Origin of the sequence: Sphingopyxis sp. (assembly GCF_040216815.1) — a bacterium.
Taxonomy (GTDB): Bacteria; Pseudomonadota; Alphaproteobacteria; order Sphingomonadales; family Sphingomonadaceae; genus Sphingopyxis.
Genome location: NZ_JAVJOJ010000006.1, coordinates 244,776 through 262,707 on the forward strand (window position 1 = coordinate 244,776; position 17,932 = coordinate 262,707).

Genomic DNA, 17,932 nt, shown 5'->3' on the forward strand with positions numbered 1-17,932 from the left:
CATGGACGCGACAAGCGATCGGTCGGCGTCGTGGCGACGCGACTGGACGGGCTGGCTGTTCGTCCTGCTCGCCGCGTTCGCGATCGGCGCCGTGCTTCATGCAAGCGGCGATCGCGTCGGGCGTATCGCGCAACCGCGCCAGGTCGCGCCGCCCGCCAACGTCGTGCCCGAAGCGCCGCCGATGGTGCTCGCCCCCGTCACCGAAGCCGACGCGCGCGCGCAAAATGCCGCTATCGCGCTCGTCACCCGCGGCTTTGCCGCGCCGCGTCCCTTCGTCTACGCGGGCAACGGCGACGCGCGGGCGCGGGCGCGCGACTGCCTCGCAGCGGCGATGCTCTACGAGGCGGGGGACGACGCGCGCGGGCAGCAGGCGGTGGGCCAGGTTGTGATCAATCGTGCGCGCCACCCCGCCTTTCCCAAATCGATCTGCGGCGTCGTGTTCGAAGGGTCCGAACGCACGACCGGATGCCAGTTCACCTTCACCTGCGACGGCGCGCTCGCGCGGCGCTATTCGGACGCGGCGTGGCAGCGCGCGCGCAATAACGCCGACCTGATGCTGTCGGGCGGCACCTATCCGCGCGTCGGGCTCGCAACGCATTATCACACCGATTGGGTGCGCCCCTATTGGAGCGACAGCCTGGAAAAGATCGCGATCGAGGGCACCCACCTCTTTTTTCGCTGGCCGGGCTTTTGGGGCACGCCGGGCGCGTTTCGCGGCGCGGTGTCGGGCGGCGACGGCCCGGTTGCCAAGCTCGCCGCGATTTCGCCGCTCCACGCGCTCGCGCTCGGCCTGCCCGCGGGTTCGGCCCCTGCCGACGCCAATGCCGCGGTGGGCGAGGCGCGCGTCGTTGCCGGGCTCGGCGATGCCGCGGGCCGCGACACCATCTATATCCAGCTCGACCGCCGCGTCGCGCCCGAAAGCTTCGTCACCACCGCGCTGCGCCTCTGCGGCGAACAGCCCTATTGCAAGTTCATGGGCTGGACCAACCCGATGCTCAAACCCGACAGCGACGCGATGAGCGATACGCAGCGCGCGGCGATGAGCTTTTCCTACCTCCGCGACGACAAGGCCGGGTTTGAAAAAGCACTGTGGAACTGCAGCGAATATAAGCGCGACGACCCGCGCCAGTGCATGAAGCGCTAGGATCAAGTCCCCCCCCCCGTCATCCCGGCGAAGGCCGGGATGACCGGGGGCTGCCCCAATCCCCTTTGCTCTTCCACCCGCGCGCGGCGCATCCTATAGCGCGCCATGCTCCTTTCCGACCGCGTCCTCTTCCTCGACGGCGAAGCGCTTGTCATCGACAAGCCCGCCGGCCTTCCCGTCGACGCCCCGCGCGACGGCAGCCTGGCCCTCGAAAACCATCTCGATACGCTGCGTTTTGGCTTCAAACGCTGGCCGCTCGCCGTCCACCGGCTCGACCGCGACACCTCGGGCTGCCTGCTCCTCGCCCGCAATCCCAAGGCGCACGGCCGCTTCACCCGCGCCTTTGAAAATCGCGAGGTCGAAAAACAATATCTCGCGATCGTCGACGGCGTTCCCGCCGACGACGGCGGGACGATCGACCTGCCGCTCGCCAAGACCTCAACCGCCGAGGCGGGCTGGCGCATGATCGTCGACCCGGCCGGCAAGCCCTCGATCTCGCATTGGGAAAAGCTCGCGGTCGTGGGCGGCCGCGCGCTGCTCCGTTTCCGCCCCGAAACCGGCCGCACGCATCAATTGCGCGTCCACGCGCTCGAGGGGCTGGGCTTCGCGCTCGTCGGCGATCCCGTATACGGCCGCGGCGGCGCCCGCGATCGCACCCTGCTCCACGCCGAACGGCTGGTCGTCAAACGTGACGTCAAGCCGCCAGTAATCGCCGAAGCGCCCTTCCCCGACGTCTTTGCCGCGCTGGGGTTCGCGGCGCCCGAGGGTGCGGCGCCGACCCGTGGCTGATATCCCCGAACATGCGATCCGCGAGAAGTTTCTCGCGGGGTCGGGACCGGGTGGCCAGAATGTCAACAAGGTCGCGACCGCGTGCCAGCTTCGCGTCGACGTCTACGCGCTCGGCCTCGCCCCCGACGCCTTTCGCCGGCTGAAAGCGCTCGCGGGCAGTCGGCTCACCGGCGACGGCGAGCTTGTCATACTCGCGCGCCGTTTCCGTACGCAGGAGGCGAACCGCGCCGACGCACGCGCGCGCCTCTCCGAACTCATCGATGCCGCGCTCATCCGCCCCGAACGCCGGATCAAGACCAAGCCGAGCAAGGCGGCCAAGGCACGCCGCGTCGACAGCAAGAAGGCGCGCAGCGCGGTCAAGGCCGGGCGCGGACGCGTGCGCCCGGCCGACTGACTGGCGGGTGTCCAGTCACTACCGACTCGACGCCCCGGCGGCGCGGATCGCCGCGGTTTTCGGCGCCGAAGCGGGCGATGATCCCTGGACCGGCGACTATGTGACGCCCGGCCGCCCCGCGCCGGTGATCGTCAGCGACGGGCGCGGCGGATCGCGGCGTCATCTCCGCCCGGCGCTATGGGGCGTCCCGCCGCCGCCGCAGGGCGACCGGCGCTTCACCCGTGTGCGCAACCTGACGAGCCCCTTCTGGATCGGCACGCTGCGCCATGCCGAACTGCGCGTCCTGATTCCCGCGACCGCCTTCGCGCTCTGGTCGGGCCCTGAAGGGAGCCGGCAACAGCGCTGGTTTTCGGTGCCCGATCAGCCACTTTTCGCCTTCGCGGGCATCCTCCGCCCGACCGAGGATTGGCCCTGTTTTGCGATGCTTACCACCGATGCCAACCGCCTCGTCGCCCAATATCGGCCCCAGGGAATGCCGGCGATCCTGGCGGCCGCCGATCATGCGGCATGGCTCACCGGCGAGTGGCGCGCCGCGCTCGCGCTCATCCGTCCCTTTCCGGGACAGTTTATGACGGTCGGCGACCACCCCGCATAAGCGCTCTTCACCATATCTTTTCACTTTGCGCTAACCAACGCGGCCGTAAAAGCATCGTGTCGATAGCGATGCAGGAATCAATCTGTGCTGGGGAATCACACCGCCGAAGTCAGCGCCAGACCCAAGGCCGCCCGCGGCGCCGAACGCGCGCCCGTCCGCGCCCGCGCCCGCTATCGCGAACCGGGGCTCAACCCTTTCGACGTCGAATTGCACGACCTGTCGTCGACCGGCTTTCGCATGATCACCTTCTTCCGGCCGCAAATCGGCAAGCGAATCTGGGTGAACCTCCCCGGCCTCCAGCCGCTCGAAGCTATCGTCCGCCGTTCTGACGGCAATAATTACGGCTGCGAATTTCTCCACCCGCTCCACCCGGCGGTGGCGGCGCATCTGCAAGCGAAATTGCGCGAAGGCTGAGACTTCCTTCCTGTCGCGCGGGGATGGGGAGGAAAAATCAGCCCTCGGACTTTTCCGACATCTTCAAAATCAGCTTCCACTCGGCCGCGGTCACGCGCCCGACCGACAGGCGCGACTGGCGGATCAGGTCCATGTCGGCCAGGCGCGGCTCGGCCTTGATCGCCGCCAGCGTGACCGGATGCGCCAGCGCACGCATCGGCGCGACGCGCACTACGACCCACGGCGATCCTTCGTCGGCGGTGGGGTCGGGAAAGCTTTCTTCGGTGATCTCCATGATCCCGACGCATTCCTTGCCGATATTGCTATGATAAAACAGCGCTTCGTCGCCCTTTTTCATCGCCATCATATTGAGCTTCGCGGTGTGGTTGCGCACCCCGTCCCAGATGCCGGTGCCGTCCTTGACGAGCTGGTCCCACGCATAGGCGTCGGGTTCGGATTTCATCAGCCAATATTGCTTTGCCATACGCGGGGCTTAGCCGAGCCGCGCGGCCGACGGAACTGCCTTTTTCCCTTTAACCCGCGCGCCTCAGCGCCTAAATCGCGAGTCATGATGCGCTACGTGGCGCCGCCCCTTATCGAATGGACTTTCATCGCATGACCGCTGCCGTTCCCGTCATTTCCATGTCGCTCCCCGCCGACCGGTTCGCGGCTGATTTCGGGGGGTCGTTCGAACGCTTCGGCTTCGCGATGATCACCGATCACGGCATCGACCCCGCACTGATCGACGACGCCTGGGCGAAAGCCAAGGCTTTCTTTGCGCTGCCGGAAGAGGTGAAGCGCGCCTATCATATCCCCGGCGGCGGCGGCGCGCGCGGCTATACGCCCTTCGGCACCGAAATCGCCAAGGGCGCGAAAGAAGTCGATCTTAAGGAATTCTGGCACGTCGGGCGCGACCTGCCGCCCGGCCACCCGCTTGCCGCGCAGCAACCGAACAATGTCTGGCCGGAGGAGATCGCGGGATTCCGCGCCGTCTATGACACGCTCTTTGCCGAATTCGACCGCGTCGGCGGCCAACTCCTTGCGGGCATTGCGCGCTATCTCGGCCTTGCGCCCGATTTCTTCGACGACACGGTGCGCGACGGCAACAGCGTGATGCGCCTCCTCCACTATCCGCCGGTCGAGGGTCCCGCGAAGGGCATCCGCGCTGAAGCGCATGAGGACATCAACACGATCACGCTGCTGCTCGGCGCCGAGGAAGCGGGGCTCGAAATTCTCGACAAGGACGGCAGCTGGCTTCCCGTCTCGCCGCCGCCGGGCGCGATGGCGGTGAATGTCGGCGACATGCTCCAGCGGCTGACCAACAACCGCCTGCCCTCGACGACGCACCGCGTCCGCAACCCCGACGCCGGCCGCGCCGGCATCGCGCGCTATTCGATGCCCTTTTTCCTCCATTTCCGTTCGGACTATCTGATCGAAACGCTCGAAAACTGCATCGACGCCGACCACCCGAACCTTTACCCGGCGCCGATCACCGCCGACGATTATCTGCAACAACGCCTGCGCGAGATCGGGCTGAAGAAATAGGGCATCACCATTCCTCCCTGTCGCGGAGCGATGGGGTGGTGGCAGCCGCAAGGTCGCTGACGGAGGGGCAAGGGATGCCACGGCTGCATAGAACGCTGACCAATTTTCTCCAATTGTCATCCCGGCCAAGGCCGGGATCTCGCCGCCGCGTCAAGAAGCCAAGGGCGAGATTCCGGCCTTCGCCGGAATGACGGAAGGTGAGAACATTAGCCCGCCGCCCCCAAACGAAAAAGGGCGCCGCGTTGCCGCAGCGCCCTCTGTCCGAACTGGATCCCCAACGGGAACGGGTCTTATTTGATCCCGTCGCGCTCCATCCGCTTGCGCTCCATCTTGCGGGCGCGGCGGACAGCGGCGGCGCGCTCGCGGGCGCGCTTTTCGCTGGGCTTTTCGTAATGACGGCGCAGCTTCATTTCGCGATACACGCCCTCACGCTGCAGCTTCTTCTTGAGCGCGCGAAGGGCCTGGTCGACATTATTGTCGCGAACGATGATCTGCATACGCCGTGTCGTCTCCTGTTCGTCAAAACGGTTTTGGCCACCGGGTCATCCGGCCCACCGCAAACCGCCGATACTCGGGCAATAAAAAGAGCGCCGCGAAAACGCGACGTTCCGGTTGAGGGCGGACTAAAGGGATTCGCGCCGAAATGCAAGCATAAAGGCGGCGAAGCGCCTCGGCGCCGCGGTGGCTTTGCTCGGGCTACCCGCGGGATTGTGCCGACCGGGTGGCTTGTGGCATAGGTGGCAGGACGAAACCAATCATCCAAGGGACAGGAACATGGCGACCCAGCTCAAGCGCAACAGCAAATATAGCGAAGCCGAATGGACGGCACGGCAGGAGCTTGCCGCGTGCTACCGCATCTTTGCGATGATGGGCTGGGACGAGATGATCTTCAACCATATCACGGTCAAGCTTCCCGATCAGGAAGGCGCCTTCCTCATCAACCCCTATGGCCTGCATTTCAGCGAGGTTTGTGCGTCGAACCTGATCAAGATCGACATCGACGGCAACAAGCTGGACGAGGATAATCCCTGGCACGTCAACAAGGCGGGTTTTGTCCAGCACAGCCTGTTCCACCGCGTACTGCCCGACGCGCACGCGATCATCCACACGCACACCACCGCGACGATGGCGGTCTGCGGGCTCGAGGGCGGGCTGCAACCGACCAATTTCTATGCCTGCAACTTCATGGGCCAGCTTGCCTATCATGATTTCGAGGGCGTGACGGTGCGCGAGGAAGAGGGAGAGCGGCTCGTCAAGAATCTCGGCGACAAGCGCATCCTGATGCTCAAGAATCACGGCCCCGTCGTCATGGGCAAGTCTCTCACCGACGCCTTCATCAAATATTGGGCGCTCCAGCGCGCGTGCGAAATCCAGCTCGCAACGATGAGCATGGGCAAGCCCGTCCTCGTCGGCGAAGACGTCATCAAGGTCCACCAGCGCGACCTTTATATGGCGGCCATCCCCGGCCAGTCGGGCAAGGCCGAATTCGATGCGATGGTGCGCAAGGTCGACAAGATCGACACAAGCTGGCGTGACTAATCCGCTCGCTGCGCTAACAGGGGCGGCATGACGCGATTCTCGGTCAACGACCGCCCGGTCGAATATCGCATGGACCCCGAAACGCCGCTCTTGTGGGCGCTGCGCGACGCGTCGAACCTGACCGGCACCAAATATGGCTGCGGCACGGGCGAATGCGGCGCGTGCACCGTCGACATCGACGGCGAGGCGATCCGCAGCTGCCTCGTCACCATCGCCGAATGCGAGGGCCGCTTCGTCACGACGATCGAGGGACTTGCACGCGACCGCAGCCATCCGGTGCAACAGGCGTGGGTTGCCGAGCAGGTGCCGCAATGCGGTTTCTGCCAGTCGGGGATGATCATGGCGGCGGCCGCGCTGCTTCGCAAGAACAGCAACCCCAGCGATGCCGAGGTCGATGCCGCGATCACCAATATCTGCCGCTGCGGCACCTATCCGCGCGTCCGCACCGCGATCCGGCTCGCGGCGCGGGTGATGCGCGGCGAGGAACGCATCGCCGCCGCGCCGCCCCCGGGCATCCGTCCCGAAGACGCCGCGCGCGCCGTCCCGGCGCTCCGCCCCAAAAGCTGAACCGCAGGCAACGGCGCGGTCAGTAAGCGATCAGCTTGCCGCTGGTAAGACTCGATTCATCATCCCGGCTGGCGTCTCCAGCAAACGGGACACGAGTTGGAGAATGGCGAGATGAAACAGATGTTCGGAGGGTTGCTCCTGGCCGCAACGATCCTGACGCCGATCGCGCCCGCCGCCGCACAGGCATCGGGCGAACGGGTCCAGATCGCGCAGCGCGGCGACGGCGAGCGGACGCATCGCGGCGACCGCGGACCGCGCGGTCCCGAAGTGCGCCGCGGCGGCAATCGCGGCGGCGAGGCCCGCCCGCAACAGCGCAGCGAAATGCGCGCCGAGCGGCGCAGCGAGCAACGCCGGCAATGGCAGGGCCGCGGCGACGACCGGCAACGCCAGGCGCAGCGCCAGCAATGGCAGCAGCAGCGCGAAGCGCGCCAGGCGGAGCGCAATCGCGGCAACGCCTATGACCGCAACCGCGACGGCCGCACCGACCGCCGCTGGGACCGCAACCGCGATGGCCAGGTCGATCGCCAGTGGGACCGCAACAACAACAATCGCGTCGACCGGCGCTGGGATCGCAACCGCGACGGCGAACTCGACCGGCGCTGGGATCGCAACGACGACAATCGCGTCGACCGACGCTGGGACCGCAACCGCAACGGCTATGTCGACCGGCGTTATCGCGACGGACGCCACGACCGCTGGGACCGGAATCACAATCGCTGGAACCGCGACTGGCGCAGCGACCGCCGCTACGACTGGCGCAGCTACCGTGACCGGCACCGCAGCTATTACCGGATGCCGCGCTATTACAATCCCTATCGCGGCTATAACTACACGCGCTTCAGCATCGGTTTCACGCTGGGTTCGCTGTTCTACAGCCCGCGCTACTGGATCAACGACCCCGGCTATTACCGCCTGCCGCCCGCCTATGGGGGCTATCGCTGGATCCGCTATTATGACGACGCGCTGCTCGTCGACACCTACAGCGGCGAGGTCGTCGACGTGATCTATGATTTCTTCTGGTAAATTTCCTTTCGATTACCGGAAAGACAAACTGGGGGCCGGTTCGCCGGCCCCCTTTTTCCTGGGATCAGCGCTCCTTCCAATAATCGAACACCGCCTGCTGCTGCTCGCGGATGAAGCGCGCCGCCGCCGCGCCCTCCCACGGCCCGTCATAGCCGAGGAGCAGCGCCGTCCCGCCGACCCACCACCCCTGCCCCGGCAACCGGTCGCTCTCGCGCACCACCAGCACGGCAAGGTCGGGCTCGCCGTCCGCCGCGCACAGCCGGTCGACTTCGCCCAGCGTCTTGCACAGCGCGCGCATCTTGGGCCGCGTAAAGCGGAACCCCAGTTCGCCAAGCAGGTCCGAATAGCTGACGCTGCGCCCCGCGCGCGCCGCGCGCGTCAGAATCGCACGGATGCGCGGCGCATCGCCCAGCGCCGCCGCATCGGCCGCGGTCGCCGCGCCGCCTAACCCTTCGTCTTTGGCGGCCATGGCACAAACCCCGATGTGCGCGCGACATAGGCGGCATAATGTGGCCGCGTCTTGTGCAGCCCCTTTTCGAGCAGCGCCTTGCCCGACCATTTGGTCAGCGTGAAGGTCAGGAAGGCCGGGCCGATCAGGCTCGCCAGCGCCGGCTGCCAGCCGATGTCGAGCACGACGATCCACATCCCCCACCAGCTCAGCGCATCGCCGAAATAATTGGGATGGCGCGTGTAACGCCACAGCCCCGTGTCGAGCACCTGCCCCTTGTTCGCGGGATTCTGACGAAAGGCATGGAGCTGCGCGTCGCCGATGCTTTCGAACGCGATGCCCGTCAGCGCCGCCGCCGCGCCGACCCAGCCGAGGATGCCGACGCTGTCGCCCCCGCTCGCCCAGATGCCGATCTGCGAAGGCAAACAGGTGATGAACAGCAGCGGCGCCTGCGTCAGGAACACGGTCAGCAGCGCCGCCTTCGCCCAGCTCCACCCGCGCTTCTCCATCGTCGCCGCCAGAATCTTGGCATAACGCGGGTCCTCGCCCTCGCGCACCCAGCGGCGCGCGAGGTGGATCGCGAGCCGCAGTCCCCATAGCGAGGTCAGGCCAAGGAGCAGCTTCGCATGGCCGCCCTCGATCCCCGCCTGCCACGCGCTTCCCCACGCCAGCAGCACCATGCCGAACGCCCAGAAGGCGTCGATGAACGACACGTCGCGGATCGTCACCGCAAGCGCCCAGAGCAGCAGGATCACCGCAAGCAGCCCCGCAAAATTGACCGCCAGAAGTCCAAAGGCCTCGCTCATCTCTGCCCATCCCTTTCCGCGTCGGCACCGACGATGTCCTCGATCGAACGCACCGCGCGCTCGGGATATTTGGGGATACAGCTTTTATAGACCGCAAGCACCTTTTGCATGTCGGCGCGAAAATCGCCCGTCGGCCAGATCAGCGGGCCCAGCCCCCCGGTCTTGGTGCCATAATCCATCAGCCCGACAACCAGCGGCACCTTGGCGGCGAGCGCGATCTGGTAAAATCCGGTGCGCCATTTCGCCGACTTGCCGCGCGTCCCCTCGGGCGCGACGGTCAGCATGAACTCGCTTCGCCGCGCAAATTCGGCGACTATCTGCGCGACGACATCGCCGCCGCCGCGCCGGTCGACCGGAACGCCGCCCATCTGACGGATAAAGCCGCCGATCGGCCAGCGGAACAGCGACAGCTTCGCCATGAAATAGGGCCGGAGCTTAAGGTCTGCGGTCAGTCCCAGGAAATTGACGAAGTCCCAATTGCTCGTGTGCGGCGCTGCGATGATGATGAACCGCCGCGGCTCGGGCACCACGCCGACGGCCTTCCACCCGCGTGCGCGGTACAGCAACAGCAGCAGGCGGCGCACGCCGCGCGCCAGCAACCCCGGCGGATTGTCGTCGATCCTCGTCACGCCGGCTCCCTCTCCCCCACCCGATTGCGCGAAAGCCGCGCCCGGTGCAAGGGGGAGGAGAGCGCGCGGCGTCCCACCGTCCACCACCGCGCCCCTGCGAAGGCACGGGCCCATCGCCCGGCGTAGCGGACTACACAAAGGGTAGGTCTGGGACGTCTTGAGCAGAAGCCAACCGTGGGCTGATTACCCCACGAACGCGCGCTCGATCACGAAATCGCCCGGCGACGCATTCGATCCTTCGTTGAACCCCAGCGCCTCGAAACGCGCTTGCAGGTCGCGGATCATCGCCATGCTGCCGCACATCATGATGCGGTCGGCCGCGGGGTCGAACTGCGCGGGGCCGGTCAGCGGATGGCCGAACAGCGATCCATCGTCGATCAGCGCGTCGATGCGTCCCGTGGTGCGGAACGGCTCGCGCGTCACGGTGGGCAGATAATGGAATTGCAGCAGCGCCTGATCCTGCACCAGCGGATCGCCCGCCAGCTGGCTTTCCAGCTCGTCGCGGAACGCCAGGTCGCTGACCTGTCGTACGCAATGGACAAGCTGAATCTGGTTGAAACGGTCGTAAATATCGGGATCGCGCGCCAGGCTCAGGAAAGGCGCAAGCCCCGTGCCGGTCGACAGCATGAACAGCCGCTTGCCGGGGAGCAACGCGTCGGCAACCAGCGTTCCCGTCGGCTTGCGGCCGAGATAGACGGGATCGCCCGGCTCGATCAGCTGAAGCCGCGAGGTCAGCGGGCCGCCCGGCACCTTGATCGACAGAAATTCCAGCTCGTCGGCATAGGCGGGGCTGGCGATCGAATAGGCGCGCAGCAACGGCCGCCCCTCGCCCGGCAGCCCGATCATCACAAATTCGCCCGACCGGAAGCGAAAGCTTGGCGGCCGCGTGATCGTGAAGCTGAACAGATGTTCGTTCCAGTGGCGCACCGACCGCACCTGCTCGACGGTCAGCGAGGCGGAGGGGGCCAGCTTGGCGGCGGCGGCAATACGGTCACTCATGTCGTTTAACGGCTTTCCTGATAATCGTCGCACCGGCCGCACCCGAAAATCGGCACGGCTCCGGCGTTGGCGATGCCCAAAGCGGAATTCCGGCGCCGGGTCCACGCAGAATTGCTTGCGCCCCTGAAACCGAAAAGCAGCGGCGAATCTGCCCGCAGCGTGTGGCACTTATATGTTAGTGCAAATCATTTGCAATAGCGGATTAAGCCGGATCAGGGCCTGTGGATCGAATGACAGGCACCGCCCGATTGCTACCGCCCAATCCTCCCCATCGCTGCGCGACAGGGAGGATCGATTGCTACTCCTCAACCCGTTTGCACTGTTCGCCGCGGTCTGGGCCGAATGACCGGAATCGACCGAAAGCGGACCCTTCTCTCATTGTCATCCCGGCGAAGGCCGGGATCTCACCCCGTCGTTTTGCCGCACCGGCGAGATCCCGGCCTGCGCCGGGATGACGGAACTGAAGATGTCGGCCTTCCACCCCAATCCCGCCCCATCACCCTCCGAACTTCGCATCCTCCGGCATCGCCGCCCAATTCTTTTCCGCCGCCGCGATAAAGCCGGCGCGATCGGCGTCCCACTTCGTCTTCACTGCCTGGTTGAAATTCAGGTACAGCTTGCCGTCGACAACCGCATAGGCCAGCGGGTCGCCAGGCGCGAGATAGCCGCGTGCCATCGCCCACGCGCAGTGCCCGCCATATTGCGGTACAAACGCCCCGGGATCGGCAGCGAAGCGCGCGGCATTCACGGCGCTCGCAAAATGATAGACCGCGCCGTCGTGCTCGACCGCGAAGTCGGCGCTCCCCTTCACCGGCACGCCGTCGCCGATGAGATAGCTCACCGCGTCATAACCGCTCACCGCAACATTGCCGCCCTCGACCCCGATATAGACGGGTTTCGCAGCGGCATTGGGTGCCACCACGATCAGCGACAGAGGAGCGAACGCGGCAGCCGCCCGCAGCAACGGGGCATTGTATTTCATCTTCCAATCTCCACTTCGGCCCCTTCGACATCATGCCGGTCGCGGTCGCCCAATCCGGGTTCGGCGCGCGGCGCCAGTGGGTTACGCCGCCGGTTCGGCTTAGGTTCATCTTCGCGGGCGATGGTGGCTGCGGGGTAGCGGGGCGCGGGAATGCGAGAATGATGACAAGAACCGGCGCGCTTCTCCTGCCCTTTGCGGCCATGCTCTCCGTCCCCGGGCTGGCGCAGGGGAACGAAAGCCTCGCGCAATCGAGCGAGCCGCCGCAGCGCACCTCGGTCCTCTATACCTTCGGCGATGAACCCTGCCCCGAACCGCAGGAGGGCGAGATCATCGTGTGCGCGCAGCGGCCCGAGGGCGATCGCTATCGCGTGCCCCAGGAATTGCGCGAGGAGCTCAAGGACGACGCCCCCGCGGGCGGCGGCAGCTGGGCCTCGGCGGTCGAGGGGTATGAAAATATCGCGCGCCAGACGCGCCCCGACAGCTGCTCGCCCGTCGGCAGCTACGGCTATACCGGCTGCGCCGCGCTTGCGCTGCGGCAGTGGTTCGAGGCGCGCCGCGCGCGCTGATCGGGCCCAGGGTCAGGGCCTTGGTGAAACCCAGCGTTTCTCGAACGCTGGTTGACGCAGGGCGGCCCGCGCGCCTAGCCTTTTCCTTCCCCAACAGGAGATTTGCTCATGCGTCGCCCCCTCCCCCTTGTCGCCTTCGCGCTCGCCGCCGCCGTCGTGACGCCCATCGTCGTCGCACAAGGCGGCTCGGCGCCCGGCGCCCCCGACAAGTCGCGCGTCACCGCCGGCACCTACGCGGCCGATCCGGGACACACGATGGTCGTGTGGGAAGTCGACCATTTCGGCTTCAGCAAATATAGCGGCATTTTCGGCGACGTCGCGGGTACGCTCGTCATTGACCCCGCGAATCCGGCCGCGGCGAAGGTCGACGTGACGATCCCCGTCGCCAAAGTCACCACCGCCAGCGCCGGGCTGACCGGCCATCTGCTGCGCGCGGGCAAGGACGGCGGCAAGCCCGACTTTTTCGGCGCCGCCCCCGCCGACGCCAAATTCGTGTCGACCGCCGTTGTACTCGACGATGACGGCGACGAGGCCAAGGTCACGGGCAATCTGACGCTGAACGGCGTGACCAGACCCGTCACGCTCGACGTCGACTTCCACGGCGCCGGGACCAATCCCTTCAACAAGAAGGAGACCGTCGGCTTCCAGGCCGAAGCGACGATCAAGCGCAGCGATTTCGGCATCAGCTACGGCATTCCGGCGGTCAGCGACGAAGTCGAGCTCGAAATCCACGCCGCGTTCGAAAAGCAGTAAGCGCTTCGCAAGAAAGGGCGGCACCGGCCCGCTCCCCAATCTGTCACATGCGCCGCGTAAAAGGGGGCGGGACCAGCGCCGGTCCCGCCCCTTTTCGTACAGGAGCCGTGTGATGAGCGAACTGGTACGCGAAATTGTCGAAGTCACCGCCTTCATCGGCGGCGACGAGGAAAACCCGCTGCTGACCGTCGAGGCCGAGGGGCTTGTCCCCACCGCGGGCTGGAGCCGCGTCCGGCTCGACCCGCATGTCTATATCACCCCGCCCGACGACGGGGTGCAGGATTTCGACCTCGTCGGCGATCGCCCGTCCGACGCGGGTGCCGACGCGCTCACAGCGGTCGAGGCCGCGTGGGAAGGCCCGCTTGACGACTGGTGCATCGGCGTGCGGGTCCACGCCGTCGACAACATGATCGAGGACGAGATCTACGAACCCTGGGACGAGGACGACGACGCCAGCGAAGCCGCCTGAGCCTCCCGCGACGATCCCCTGCCCTGCGCCGGGCGGCGCGTCTCGTGCACCGCCCGGCGGCATTTTCCCGTTCATCGCAGGGCCAGCCCGCGCGGCGTAGCGTCCCCTCCTTGAAGGGAGGATCATATGCGCCATACCCTGCTTCTCGCCCTCACCGCCGCCGCGCCCGCGCTGGCACAGGCAAATCCGCAGATCGATTATCCGGCGTTCGAGGCGCTCACCGCCAGCGTCGCGCCGCAGCGCGCGCAGCGCCTGCTCGCCTTCGACGCCTTCAAGGCCGCGGCGGCGCGTCCCGGCACGCTGCTCCTCGACGCGCGCTCGAAAGACGCCTTTCAGCGCGGCCATATCAGGGGCGCGGTCAACCTGCCGCTCACCGATTTCACCGCCGACAGCCTCGCCGCGGTGATCGGCCCCGACGCGAACCGCCCGGTCCTCATCTATTGCAACAATAATTTTTCGAACAACCAAAGCCCGGTGCCGGTCAAGGCCGCGGCGCTCGCGCTCAATATCCAGACCTTCATCAACCTCGTCGGCTATGGCTACCCCAACGTCAGCGAACTCGCCGACGTGGTCGACTTCCATGATCCCAGGGTCGAATGGGTGACGGGCTGACCCCTCTATTCGTCATCCCGGCGAAGGCCGGGATCTCGCCGGTGCGTCCTTGCCATAAGTCGGGATCCCGGCCTTCGCCGGGATGGCGGAAGCATGGTCACACGCAATTTTCACACTCCCCCCTTGCCAAGCGCGACATTTTGCATCACTAGGGCGCCCATGCGTACGGGCGCCCTTCTTCTTCTGCGACTTACACGCCCTTGGGCGTGACAGTGGCTGCGCAGCTGTCGCGGCCACCCGCTCAAGGGTCCGACCGACACCGACGCAACCACCAGAAGAAGTTATACCGACATGACCATGCTCCGCGACCCTTCGGTCAAGTACAGCGCCTTCCCGCAGGTTCCCCTGGCGACCCGCGAATGGCCCTCCCGCGTCACCACAAAGGCCCCGATCTGGCTCTCGACCGACCTGCGCGACGGCAACCAGTCGCTGATCGACCCGATGGATGCCGAGAAAAAGACGCGCTTCTTCGACCTCTTGGTCAAGGCTGGGTTCAAGGAAATCGAGGTCGGCTTTCCGGCCAGCGGCGCGACCGACTTCGACTATATCCAGGGTCTCGTCCGATCGGGCCGCATCCCCGACGATGTGACGCCGCAGGTGCTGACGCAAAGCCGCGCCGACCTCATCCGCACCAGCTTCGACAGCCTGGAGGGCGCAAAAACCGCGATCGTCCACGTCTATAACGCCGTCGCGCCTGCGTGGCGCAAGATCGTGTTCGGCATGGACAAGGCCGACATCAAGGCGATCGCGATCGAGGGCGCAAAGCAGCTGCGCGACAATGCCGCGCGCCTGCCCGGCACCGACTGGCGTTTTCAATACAGCCCCGAATGCTTCTCGACCACCGAACTCGATTTCAGCCTCGAATGCTGCGAGGCGGTGATGGACATTCTCCATCCCACGGCCGAAAACCCGATCATCCTCAACCTCCCCGCGACGGTTGAGGCGGCGACGCCGAACATTTACGCCGATCAGATCGAATATTTCGCAAAGAACCTGCCCAATCGCGACGCCGCGATCATATCCTTGCACACCCACAACGACCGCGGCACCGGCGTCGCGGCGGCCGAACTCGGCCTGCTCGCGGGCGCCGACCGCGTCGAGGGCTGTTTGTTCGGCAATGGCGAGCGCACCGGCAACACCTGCCTCGTCACTGTCGCGCTCAACATGTACACGCAGGGCGTCGACCCCGGGCTCGACTTCTCGAACATCGACGAAGTCATCGCGACGGTCGAATATTGCAACAATCTGCCCGTCCACCCGCGCCACCCCTATGGCGGCGAGCTCGTCTACACCGCCTTTTCGGGCAGTCATCAGGACGCGATCAAAAAGGGCTTCGCCGCGCGCGAACGCCAGAATGACGAACGCTGGGAAGTCCCTTACCTGCCCATCGACCCCGCCGATCTGGGGCGCAGCTATGAAGCGGTGATCCGCGTCAACAGCCAGTCGGGCAAGGGCGGCGTCGCGTGGGTGCTCGAACAGGACAAGGGGCTGAAACTGCCCAAGAAGATGCAGGCAAGCTTCAGCCACGTCGTCCAGGCGCTCGCCGACAGTAGCAGCCGCGAACTCGGCGCCGAGGACATCTGGCAGGCGTTCGAGCGCACCTATCTCGCCACGTCGGGCAAGCGCTTCCAGCTCGTCGACTGGTCGGAGACGCACGGCACGGGTTCCGGGGGCACCGACCGCATCTTCGCGGGCAAGCTCACCATCGACGGCGCCCCCCGCAGCGTCAGCGGCCGCGGCAACGGCCTGATGAGCAGCGTCATCGCCGCGCTCGCCGAGTCGGGAGGCCCGGTCATGGACATCGTCGATTACAGCGAGCACGCGATTGGCCAGGGCAGCAATGTCCAGGCCGCGGCTTATGTCGAATGCCGCACGGCGGACGGGAAAAGCCTGTTCGGCTGCGGGCTCGACACGGACGTTGCGACGGCGAGCGTGCGGGCAATTTTGAGCGCCGCCAACGGAGCCTGAACAATCCTCCCTGTGGCCGAAGGCTATGGGGAGGTGGCAGCGCGGAGGGGACGCTGGCGCGTCGTCGTCGCCCCTCCACCACGCCCTGCGGATGCGCTATGCGGTGGTTTATCCGGAGTGGCTGGCGAGCCAGCCGAAGGGGCACAGGGAGGGTCTAAAATCCGCCACCCTTGACTTTTCAAGGAAAACCGCCATATTCGGGAAGCTAACGTCGCCTGCGACGGAATTTGACGGCCCCTTGGGGCAGACTTTTCCCTTCACATGCTACCAGCTCCGCCGGTGCTTTTGCCGGGGGATTTCCCGTTTTCGTGAAAGGAAACACTCTCATGGCCATCGGCACCGTAAAATTCTTCAATCAGGACAAGGGTTATGGCTTCATCGAAAATGAAGACGGCTCGGGCGACAGCTTCGTCCACATCACTGCGGTCCAGGCCGCGGGCATGGCCACGTTGAACAAGGAACAGCGCGTCTCCTACGACCTCGAAACCGGCAAGAATGGCAAGGTTTCGGCGATCAACCTCCAGTCGGCCTGATCTTGGCCAAGGAGGAACTGATGACCTTTGAGGGGCAGGTCGACGAAGTCCTGCCCGACGGGCGCTTCGGCGTCACGCTCGAAAATGGTCATCAGGTCGTCGTCTATACGGCCGGCCGGATGCGGCGTTTCCGCATCCGGACGGTCGTTGGCGATGCGGTCCGCGTCGAAATGACGCCTTACGACCTGACCAAAGGTCGCCTCGTCTACCGCGAACGCGGTGGTGGGCCGACCACACCGGGACAGCGCCGATCGCGCTGACCGGGCCTAACTCAAGTAACGAAAAATCAAAGATAAAGATGATGAATTTATTTCGAAACAATCCTTCGATCATTCCCGCACTGCCTGCGTTGTCGCTGGCCGGAAAGGCCATGGCGGCGACGCCGTCGCGCCGCCGCCGCCCGACGCTTTCGCGGCGCGAACTCCGGCGATTGATCGCCGATATGGTCGACTGACCCCAAACCCTTTTTCAGGAGCGCAGTCTGTGTCGGCCACCACCGAATTCTACCTCACCCAGGCGCAGCGTTGCACCGCAGAAGCCGAGGCTTCCGGGCTCGACCGCGTCCGCGAACGCAACTTGCGCGCCGCCGCGGCGTGGCAGGCGATGGCCGACAAGCTGCTCCACACCGAAAAATTGCGCGCCGAGAAGGACCGGCTCGCCGCTGCCGCTGCGGCGCAATAAACACCCGTGTCGGCGCACCTATGCGCGCGCCGCTCGCTCGTTCAATCGGCGACCCAATAATCCACCGCATCGCCGGGTTCGCCGCCGCGGCGGCAAATGACGACGCCATCCTGCGACAATTCGGCCCAGCGTCCGATCGGTTCATGCTCGATCAGGGCCAGCGCGGTTGCGGTGTCGGGTGCGTCGAACACGACGCGCTTCTCGATGCCGAACCAGCGATCCTCGTACCGCAGGACAAAGGCCGGCGTCGGTGCGGGCGATGCGGGCGTATCGGCGCTTTCGCGTCGCGGCGGAGGGGGCAGGCAATCGCAGCCGCCAGCGGCTGCATTCGGGGGAGGGGTCACTACGGATCACCTTCGATTGGGGGAAAAAGCGAAGGGGCAACCGGCACGATCTGGTCCAGCGTGAGGGGCGCCGAGGCGAGGCAATATCTCCTGAACAGACCAAATGGCAAAGGTCCCGGCGTCCGCAAGGGGGCGAACGACCGCGGCGACCAT

At 65.9% G+C, this 17,932-nt stretch carries 26 protein-coding genes; 18 read left to right on the plus strand and 8 right to left on the minus strand.

Annotation, left to right across the window (positions count from 1 at the left end):
- Nucleotide 1: 1 nt before the first annotated feature.
- The 5 genes from RIA72_RS10035 (at nucleotide 2) to RIA72_RS10055 (ending at nucleotide 3,336) form a co-directional block, all read left to right on the plus strand.
- Nucleotides 2-1,144 (plus strand): cell wall hydrolase, encoded by a 1,143-nt coding sequence (locus tag RIA72_RS10035; protein WP_350032041.1) that lies wholly within the window; start codon nucleotides 2-4, stop codon nucleotides 1,142-1,144.
- A gap of 105 nt (nucleotides 1,145-1,249) precedes the next feature.
- Nucleotides 1,250-1,933 (plus strand): RluA family pseudouridine synthase, encoded by a 684-nt coding sequence (locus tag RIA72_RS10040; protein ID WP_350032042.1) that lies wholly within the window; start codon nucleotides 1,250-1,252, stop codon nucleotides 1,931-1,933.
- Nucleotides 1,926-2,327, plus strand: a complete 402-nt coding sequence (gene arfB, locus RIA72_RS10045; protein ID WP_350032043.1) for an alternative ribosome rescue aminoacyl-tRNA hydrolase ArfB — start codon at nucleotides 1,926-1,928, stop codon at nucleotides 2,325-2,327. Before RIA72_RS10040 ends, arfB begins: the two co-directional genes overlap by 8 nt.
- Before the next feature lie 7 nt (nucleotides 2,328-2,334).
- Nucleotides 2,335-2,922: an SOS response-associated peptidase family protein gene (locus RIA72_RS10050; RefSeq protein ID WP_350032044.1), complete on the plus strand. Its 588-nt coding sequence runs from the start codon at nucleotides 2,335-2,337 to the stop codon at nucleotides 2,920-2,922.
- Between the two features lie 84 nt (nucleotides 2,923-3,006).
- Nucleotides 3,007-3,336 (plus strand): PilZ domain-containing protein, encoded by a 330-nt coding sequence (locus RIA72_RS10055; protein ID WP_350032045.1) that lies wholly within the window; start codon nucleotides 3,007-3,009, stop codon nucleotides 3,334-3,336.
- A gap of 37 nt (nucleotides 3,337-3,373) precedes the next feature.
- Here RIA72_RS10055 and RIA72_RS10060 read toward each other — a convergent pair whose 3' ends face one another.
- Nucleotides 3,374-3,799 carry an EVE domain-containing protein gene (locus tag RIA72_RS10060; RefSeq protein ID WP_350032046.1) on the minus strand — a complete coding sequence of 142 codons (426 nt, stop codon included), beginning with the start codon at nucleotides 3,797-3,799 and terminating at the stop codon, nucleotides 3,374-3,376.
- Nucleotides 3,800-3,930: 131 nt separating this feature from the next.
- Between RIA72_RS10060 and RIA72_RS10065 the strand changes: the two genes are divergently transcribed.
- A complete protein-coding gene (locus RIA72_RS10065; protein WP_350032047.1) occupies nucleotides 3,931-4,860 on the plus strand; it encodes an isopenicillin N synthase family dioxygenase in 930 nt (309 codons plus the stop codon).
- Between the two features lie 290 nt (nucleotides 4,861-5,150).
- On the opposite strand, the gene rpsU is transcribed toward RIA72_RS10065, so the two are convergent.
- Nucleotides 5,151-5,357 (minus strand): 30S ribosomal protein S21, encoded by a 207-nt coding sequence (gene rpsU, locus RIA72_RS10070; RefSeq protein WP_003047635.1) that lies wholly within the window; start codon nucleotides 5,355-5,357, stop codon nucleotides 5,151-5,153.
- Nucleotides 5,358-5,634: 277 nt separating this feature from the next.
- On the opposite strand from rpsU, the gene RIA72_RS10075 reads away from it, so the two are divergent.
- The 3 genes from RIA72_RS10075 to RIA72_RS10085 all read left to right on the plus strand — a co-directional run bounded on the left by RIA72_RS10075 (nucleotide 5,635) and on the right by RIA72_RS10085 (nucleotide 7,989).
- Nucleotides 5,635-6,399 carry a class II aldolase/adducin family protein gene (locus RIA72_RS10075; protein ID WP_350032048.1) on the plus strand — a complete coding sequence of 255 codons (765 nt, stop codon included), beginning with the start codon at nucleotides 5,635-5,637 and terminating at the stop codon, nucleotides 6,397-6,399.
- Between the two features lie 27 nt (nucleotides 6,400-6,426).
- Nucleotides 6,427-6,966 carry a (2Fe-2S)-binding protein gene (locus tag RIA72_RS10080; RefSeq protein ID WP_350032049.1) on the plus strand — a complete coding sequence of 180 codons (540 nt, stop codon included), beginning with the start codon at nucleotides 6,427-6,429 and terminating at the stop codon, nucleotides 6,964-6,966.
- A gap of 111 nt (nucleotides 6,967-7,077) precedes the next feature.
- A complete protein-coding gene (locus RIA72_RS10085; protein WP_350032050.1) occupies nucleotides 7,078-7,989 on the plus strand; it encodes an RcnB family protein in 912 nt (303 codons plus the stop codon).
- 64 nt (nucleotides 7,990-8,053) lie between these two features.
- Here RIA72_RS10085 and RIA72_RS10090 read toward each other — a convergent pair whose 3' ends face one another.
- The 5 genes from RIA72_RS10090 to RIA72_RS10110 form a co-directional block, all read right to left on the minus strand.
- Nucleotides 8,054-8,458, minus strand: a complete 405-nt coding sequence (locus RIA72_RS10090) for a ribose-phosphate pyrophosphokinase (protein WP_350032051.1) — start codon at nucleotides 8,456-8,458, stop codon at nucleotides 8,054-8,056.
- Nucleotides 8,434-9,243 (minus strand): DUF1295 domain-containing protein, encoded by an 810-nt coding sequence (locus RIA72_RS10095; protein ID WP_350032052.1) that lies wholly within the window; start codon nucleotides 9,241-9,243, stop codon nucleotides 8,434-8,436. Before RIA72_RS10095 ends, RIA72_RS10090 begins: the two co-directional genes overlap by 25 nt.
- Nucleotides 9,240-9,872 (minus strand): 1-acyl-sn-glycerol-3-phosphate acyltransferase, encoded by a 633-nt coding sequence (locus RIA72_RS10100; protein ID WP_350032053.1) that lies wholly within the window; start codon nucleotides 9,870-9,872, stop codon nucleotides 9,240-9,242. The genes RIA72_RS10095 and RIA72_RS10100 overlap by 4 nt, the downstream gene beginning before the upstream one ends.
- 183 nt (nucleotides 9,873-10,055) lie before the next feature.
- Nucleotides 10,056-10,871, minus strand: coding sequence for a ferredoxin--NADP reductase (locus RIA72_RS10105; protein WP_350032054.1), 816 nt, complete (start codon nucleotides 10,869-10,871; stop codon nucleotides 10,056-10,058).
- A 496-nt stretch (nucleotides 10,872-11,367) separates the two neighbouring features.
- The gene (locus RIA72_RS10110; RefSeq protein ID WP_350032055.1) at nucleotides 11,368-11,853 is read right to left on the minus strand and encodes a YHS domain-containing (seleno)protein; all 486 of its coding nucleotides are present in this window, start codon (nucleotides 11,851-11,853) and stop codon (nucleotides 11,368-11,370) included.
- 158 nt (nucleotides 11,854-12,011) lie between these two features.
- Here RIA72_RS10110 and RIA72_RS10115 point away from each other — a divergent pair, with 158 nt between their 5' ends.
- From RIA72_RS10115 to RIA72_RS10155, 9 genes are all read left to right on the plus strand, one after another.
- On the plus strand, nucleotides 12,012-12,419 hold the full coding sequence (locus tag RIA72_RS10115; RefSeq protein ID WP_350032056.1) for a hypothetical protein: 408 nt from the start codon (nucleotides 12,012-12,014) through the stop codon (nucleotides 12,417-12,419).
- Between the two features lie 108 nt (nucleotides 12,420-12,527).
- Nucleotides 12,528-13,172 (plus strand): YceI family protein, encoded by a 645-nt coding sequence (locus tag RIA72_RS10120; RefSeq protein ID WP_350032057.1) that lies wholly within the window; start codon nucleotides 12,528-12,530, stop codon nucleotides 13,170-13,172.
- Between the two features lie 112 nt (nucleotides 13,173-13,284).
- Nucleotides 13,285-13,641, plus strand: coding sequence for a hypothetical protein (locus tag RIA72_RS10125; RefSeq protein WP_350032058.1), 357 nt, complete (start codon nucleotides 13,285-13,287; stop codon nucleotides 13,639-13,641).
- A gap of 126 nt (nucleotides 13,642-13,767) precedes the next feature.
- On the plus strand, nucleotides 13,768-14,253 hold the full coding sequence (locus tag RIA72_RS10130; RefSeq protein ID WP_350032059.1) for a rhodanese-like domain-containing protein: 486 nt from the start codon (nucleotides 13,768-13,770) through the stop codon (nucleotides 14,251-14,253).
- Nucleotides 14,254-14,544: 291 nt separating this feature from the next.
- Entirely contained in the window at nucleotides 14,545-16,221 is a 1,677-nt protein-coding gene (gene leuA / locus RIA72_RS10135; RefSeq protein WP_350032060.1) for a 2-isopropylmalate synthase, read from the plus strand.
- Between the two features lie 326 nt (nucleotides 16,222-16,547).
- Entirely contained in the window at nucleotides 16,548-16,754 is a 207-nt protein-coding gene (locus tag RIA72_RS10140; protein WP_350032061.1) for a cold-shock protein, read from the plus strand.
- Between the two features lie 2 nt (nucleotides 16,755-16,756).
- Nucleotides 16,757-17,014, plus strand: a complete 258-nt coding sequence (infA, locus tag RIA72_RS10145) for a translation initiation factor IF-1 (RefSeq protein WP_350032062.1) — start codon at nucleotides 16,757-16,759, stop codon at nucleotides 17,012-17,014.
- A gap of 41 nt (nucleotides 17,015-17,055) precedes the next feature.
- Nucleotides 17,056-17,208: a hypothetical protein gene (locus RIA72_RS10150; RefSeq protein WP_350032063.1), complete on the plus strand. Its 153-nt coding sequence runs from the start codon at nucleotides 17,056-17,058 to the stop codon at nucleotides 17,206-17,208.
- Between the two features lie 29 nt (nucleotides 17,209-17,237).
- Complete coding sequence (locus RIA72_RS10155) at nucleotides 17,238-17,435, plus strand: hypothetical protein (RefSeq protein WP_350032064.1); 198 nt, start codon at nucleotides 17,238-17,240, stop codon at nucleotides 17,433-17,435.
- A gap of 41 nt (nucleotides 17,436-17,476) precedes the next feature.
- Here RIA72_RS10155 and RIA72_RS10160 read toward each other — a convergent pair whose 3' ends face one another.
- On the minus strand, nucleotides 17,477-17,779 hold the full coding sequence (locus tag RIA72_RS10160; protein WP_350032065.1) for a hypothetical protein: 303 nt from the start codon (nucleotides 17,777-17,779) through the stop codon (nucleotides 17,477-17,479).
- Between the last annotated feature and the right edge of the window lie 153 nt (nucleotides 17,780-17,932).